Consider the following 4,646-nt stretch of genomic DNA (forward strand, 5'->3'; position numbering starts at 1 on the left):
CGGAGATGACGCAGATCCACGCGACGCCGATGCCGACCGAGAGCCCGCCGAACACGCCAGGAAGGATGCCCGGCAACACGACTCGCGCCAGCACGTCCCATCGGCTGCCACCGAGGGTGCGCACCGAGTCCTCCCACAGCGTCGGCAGGGCGCGGACGGCATGGCGAGTACTGACCATGATCGGGAAGTACGCGGCGAGGAACGTGATGAAGACGATGCCCGCCTCGTCGGTGGGAAACAGCAGGATCGCGACGGGCACGATGGCGATCGCGGGGATGGGCCGCGCCAGTTCGGTGAGCGGACCGAAGACATTGGCGAACTTCGGCGATCGGCCGAGCAAGATGCCGGTGGCGACGCCTGCCACCGCGGCGAGCGCGAAGCCGGAGAGGATGCGGATCAGTGACTGACCGAGATCGAGCCAGTAGTCCTGCGCGACGATCCGGTGGGCGAAGGCCGCCCCGATCTCGGTGACCGTCGGCAGCGTGTCGAAGCGCAGCCAGAGCCGAACGTGGTTGGCGGTCAACACCTGCCACAGCGCGATGGCGGCAGCGACGGAGCCGACGCGCACCAGCCAGGAAGGCCAGGTGCGTCGCGGCGCCGTGGTGGTGACAGCGACGGCGACGGCCGGTTCGTCGGCGGTCAACACCGCGGGCGGGGCGGTCACACCGCACCCGCCAACGCCTGCTGATAGTCGACGACCGTCGCGCCGGGATGGGCGGCGGTGTAGCGCCCGGCGCCTGCGACGGTGCCGAAGGGCAGGTAGCCGGCACCGTCACGGACCCAGATCGACTTGTCGGCGAACCAGCGGGTGCCGAGTTCGGCGTCGGGAACGTATGCGGCGCGGACCTTCTCGCCACCAGCGGTGGCTTCACGGATGGCACGCAGCAGGCAGCCGGGGTTGGCGGCCGGTTGGGTGGTGTCCTTGCCGTCTAGCCACAGTTCGCCGGCCAGCTTGGGGTCGGTCACCGCGACGTTGCAGACCGGGTCCTGGCCGCCGAGCGTCGATGGGTTGGTACTGCTGTGGAGCGCGGAGTCGTAGTTCTGACCGCGTGCCGAGAAGGCCTTGCGGATCGCGGTGTCGGACACGAAGCCGTCGATGTTCAGGTCGGCGAAGTCACCGATGGACTTCAGATACGGCACGTCGCCCTTGAACGCTTGGATCAGCGACGGCTTCAGGGTGGTGTCGAAGCTCGTCCCACCGGGGCCGTTGTAGAGGTAGACGACCTCCTGGGGCAAGCCACTGCCGTCGGCGACGAGCTTGGCGGAGTCCAGCGGGTGCTGGTTGAGGTAGTCGGTGGCGTCGAGCTGGGCCTGCAGGAAGGCATCGAGCACCTCCGGATGCTGACCGGCGTAGTCGCGACGCACGACGACTCCGTGGAAGGTGGGGTACTTGCCTTCGGCGCCGTCGTAGAGCAGCTTGGCCTTGTTCTGGAAGACCAGCAGGCCGGGCCAGGCGACGAACTGCGAAAGTGCCTGTGCTTGACCGGATTCCAAAGCCGATGCGCCGACCTGCGGCTGCTGGTTGAGCACCTCGACACCGGTGGCCGGGTCGAGGCCCGCGTTGCCGAGGGCGCGGACGAGGGTGCCGTGGCCGGCGGAACCGACGCTGGCGGACACCTTCTGACCCTTGAGGTCGGTGATCGTGCGCGCCGGCGAGTTCGGTGGGACGACGACCATGTTGAGCGAGCCGGTCGGGCTGTATCCGGTGATGGAGACGAGTTCGGTGCGGGCCCGCTCGTTGGCCTGGGTCTTGGAGCCGTTGATCAGCAGCGGGTAGTCGCCCATCGAGCCGATGTCGATCTTCTCGGCGACCATCTGGGCCGTGATGGGCGCGCCGGTGTCATAGTCCTGCCACTGCACGTCGTACTTCTTGCCGGTGGACTTGCCGATGTCGGCCAGCCGCTTCTCCAGAAACCCCTTGGCCTTCAACAGGGTTCCGGCGGTGACGGTGTTGATCGTCTTGGACTGGTAACCGACGACCACGTTGACGGTATCGGCCGATTGGGACGTGGAGTCCAGTGAGCAAGATGATGCGGTGAGTGTGACGACGGCAGCAAGCAGCGCCGCAATTGTGCGATTCATGTGAGTTCCCCGGGGTTTCAGCGAATGAGATAGGGCATGTTGACGGTGACGGCGCCGGTGGGACAGCGCGCGGCGCACGGGCCGCAGTACCAACACTCGTCGACGTGCATGAACGCCTTGCCGTTCTCCGGGTTGATCGCCAGCGAGTCGAGCGGACAGATCTCGACACAGAGAGTGCACCCCTCGATGCACAGGGACTCGTCGATCGTCACCGGCACGTCGACTCGCTGATTGACCTGGGCCATCAAACTCCCCTAACTAGATTGCCGCGCAGCGTAATTCGATCTCCACGCATGCGGATGTACTCGAGGTCGACGGGGCGCCCGTCGTCCAGATGGGTGAGGCGCTCCAGAAGCAGGACGGGGACGCCGTCGGGCACTTGCAGCAGCGCCGCGGAGTGCGGGTCGGCGGGCACCGCTTCGACTGCGAGGTTCGCCGCACCGAGGCGTCGGCCGGTGACCTGTTCGATGAGTGCGAACACGTCGTTCACCTCGAGATCGTGTTCGACCACTTCGCGGCCGATGTCGGCGGCCAGATACGTCATGTCCAGGCTGAGCGGTAGCGCGCCGAGAAAGCGCAGGCGTTCGATGAATACGGCGGGCTCGCCGGGGCTCAGCTGCAGTCGGTTGGCCACCGCAGGCGGCGCGGATACCGTCATCGCCGCACGGACCTCGTTGCGGATGTCGCCGTAGCCCTTGAAGGTCTCCTTCAGGCCGACGAGCGAGTCGAGACCGTGGTCGTACTTTCGGATGGCGACGTGCGTGCCGGTGCGGGGGCCGCGATCGATCAGCCCGTCGTCCTTCAGCGTCGCGAGTGCCTCACGGACGGTGTTGCGAGACACGAAGAACTCGGTCGCCAGGTCGGCCTCCGACGGTAGCCCGTCGGCGTAGCCGCCGGCATGGATCTGGTGGCGCAGCACGTCGGCGACCAACCGCGCCTGGTCGGCCCGCGGCCGACGCATAGGTGTCGGTTCGACGGGCTCTGCCGATGCTGCTTCGGAGGCCACGGGTCACCTCCTGGGCTGTGGTGTGTGACTGACCTGCTCAGGACGGTATCGGCGCTTCTCGGGGTGGCCGTGACGTCGCCTCCGGGGGCCGCGCGGGGGTGGCCGATTGCGCCGGTGCGGGCGGCCATCGACCTGCTGCTAGGGCGTCGTTTTCGGCGATTGCGCCACCACTGGTTCCGGCGGACCGATTTGAATCGCAGTGAGCCGAAGGCGGGCAGGTCGGCGAAAGCTGCAGGGAGGTGGGGATGCGGTTTCGAACTCGATATCACCCGCGATATCGATCGCCAGCGGGCTTCCCCGAGGTCAGACGCAGATGTTGACGAAGTACAACCCCGGCGTGGCGCAGACGCTCCTGTCGCCATAGGCGGCATACGGAGAGGGTGTGGACGGCCCTGGCGTGCGATCGCCGCCCTGGACGACCGGCACCTGGGGCTCGACGGGCGGCGGTGCGGCGTTCGCCACACCGGAGAAAATGCCCAGTGCCAGCGATCCCGCAATGGTTGCCCCGCCGACGATGGTCTTCAAGCTGATCATGGTGAACCTCTTCGATTACTACGGGTCCGGCGTTCGACCCAAACTAGTAAGCACAACTAAAGAGGCACGGCGTCCTATTCCACGAAGGCCAATTAGCGAAGCTTTGCGGTGATTTCGCCGAGAAACACTACAAAAGCGTCAATATCTGCAATCGGGGTCATCCGCACTGATGCTTGGGGGAATCGTTGACGACATTCGCATCGCGTCTACGTCCGGAACTGGCGCCGCGCGAGAAAGAGGTCCTGCTCGCGTGGATCCGCCTCGACAACAAGGCCGACGTCGCCAGTCAGTTGCAGATTTCGGCGACCACCGTCCGAACCCACCTGCAGCGGATTCGCGACAAGTACGCGGCGGCGGGACGGCCCGCGACCACCAAGGCCGCGCTGGTCGCCCGCGCCATCCAGGACGGGCTGATCGACGTCAACGACCTGTGAGCGTTCGGGCGCGCACCACCTTCTCGACCTGACGAGCGGCGGTCTGCGGGTCTTCGTGCTCCCAGATCCTGACGCTCACCCAGCCGACCGCGGCGAGTCGCCCGTCGGTATCGCGGTCCCTTTTCCGGTTGCCCTCGACCTTGTCCGCCCAGAACGTGGCGTTCGCGGACGCGACGGTGTGATGTTCGGGGCAGCCGTGCCAGAAGCAACCATCCAGAAAGACTGCGACCTTGGCCCGCGGGAACACCAGGTCGGCGGTGCGCCGCAGCTCGGCAAGCGGTTTGGCCGAGACGCGGTACCGCAGTCCAAGGGCATGCACGGCGGAGCGCAACGCCAGCTCGGGTTTGGTGTCGCGACTCTTGTTGGACTGCATCCGGGTCCGAGCCGCCGGTGAGGACGCCCACGAGTCGGCCATGGCTCCAGACTATTGACGGCGCGCCGCCGCAGGTGCCGGGACTCGGCGACGGCGCTGCATACGATCGGCGGGTGAGCAGCCCCGCCGACGCGCCTCACGCCACGACCCGCGGGTCCGCGGTCGGTCAGGCCGCCGGTTTCGAACGCTTTCGCACCCGCAACGGCACCTACGAACG

7 protein-coding genes are annotated in these 4,646 nt (G+C 66.9%); 1 reads left to right on the forward strand and 6 read right to left on the reverse strand.

Annotation, left to right across the window (positions count from 1 at the left end):
• From QOD90_RS30975 to QOD90_RS30995, 5 genes are all read right to left on the reverse strand, one after another.
• Positions 1-571: ABC transporter permease (locus tag QOD90_RS30975; RefSeq protein WP_526356351.1), on the reverse strand; the 571-nt coding region annotated here is incomplete at its 3' end.
• An 89-nt stretch (positions 572-660) separates the two neighbouring features.
• Entirely contained in the window at positions 661-2,082 is a 1,422-nt protein-coding gene (locus QOD90_RS30980) for an ABC transporter substrate-binding protein (protein WP_526356343.1), read from the reverse strand.
• Between the two features lie 17 nt (positions 2,083-2,099).
• The gene (locus QOD90_RS30985; RefSeq protein ID WP_003928504.1) at positions 2,100-2,327 is read right to left on the reverse strand and encodes a 4Fe-4S dicluster domain-containing protein; all 228 of its coding nucleotides are present in this window, start codon (positions 2,325-2,327) and stop codon (positions 2,100-2,102) included.
• Complete coding sequence (locus tag QOD90_RS30990; protein WP_526356353.1) at positions 2,327-3,043, reverse strand: GntR family transcriptional regulator; 717 nt, start codon at positions 3,041-3,043, stop codon at positions 2,327-2,329. The genes QOD90_RS30985 and QOD90_RS30990 overlap by 1 nt, the downstream gene beginning before the upstream one ends.
• 348 nt (positions 3,044-3,391) lie before the next feature.
• Positions 3,392-3,622, reverse strand: a complete 231-nt coding sequence (locus QOD90_RS30995; RefSeq protein ID WP_526356345.1) for a hypothetical protein — start codon at positions 3,620-3,622, stop codon at positions 3,392-3,394.
• A gap of 185 nt (positions 3,623-3,807) precedes the next feature.
• Here QOD90_RS30995 and QOD90_RS31000 point away from each other — a divergent pair, with 185 nt between their 5' ends.
• Positions 3,808-4,056, forward strand: coding sequence for a LuxR C-terminal-related transcriptional regulator (locus QOD90_RS31000; RefSeq protein WP_526356347.1), 249 nt, complete (start codon positions 3,808-3,810; stop codon positions 4,054-4,056).
• Here QOD90_RS31000 and QOD90_RS31005 read toward each other — a convergent pair.
• A complete protein-coding gene (locus tag QOD90_RS31005; RefSeq protein WP_526356349.1) occupies positions 4,043-4,471 on the reverse strand; it encodes a very short patch repair endonuclease in 429 nt (142 codons plus the stop codon). The two genes, QOD90_RS31000 and QOD90_RS31005, sit on opposite strands and share 14 nt — an antisense overlap.
• Positions 4,472-4,646: the final 175 nt, after the last annotated feature.

The organism is Mycobacterium sp., assembly GCF_032161845.1.
Taxonomy (GTDB): domain Bacteria; phylum Actinomycetota; class Actinomycetes; order Mycobacteriales; family Mycobacteriaceae; genus Mycobacterium.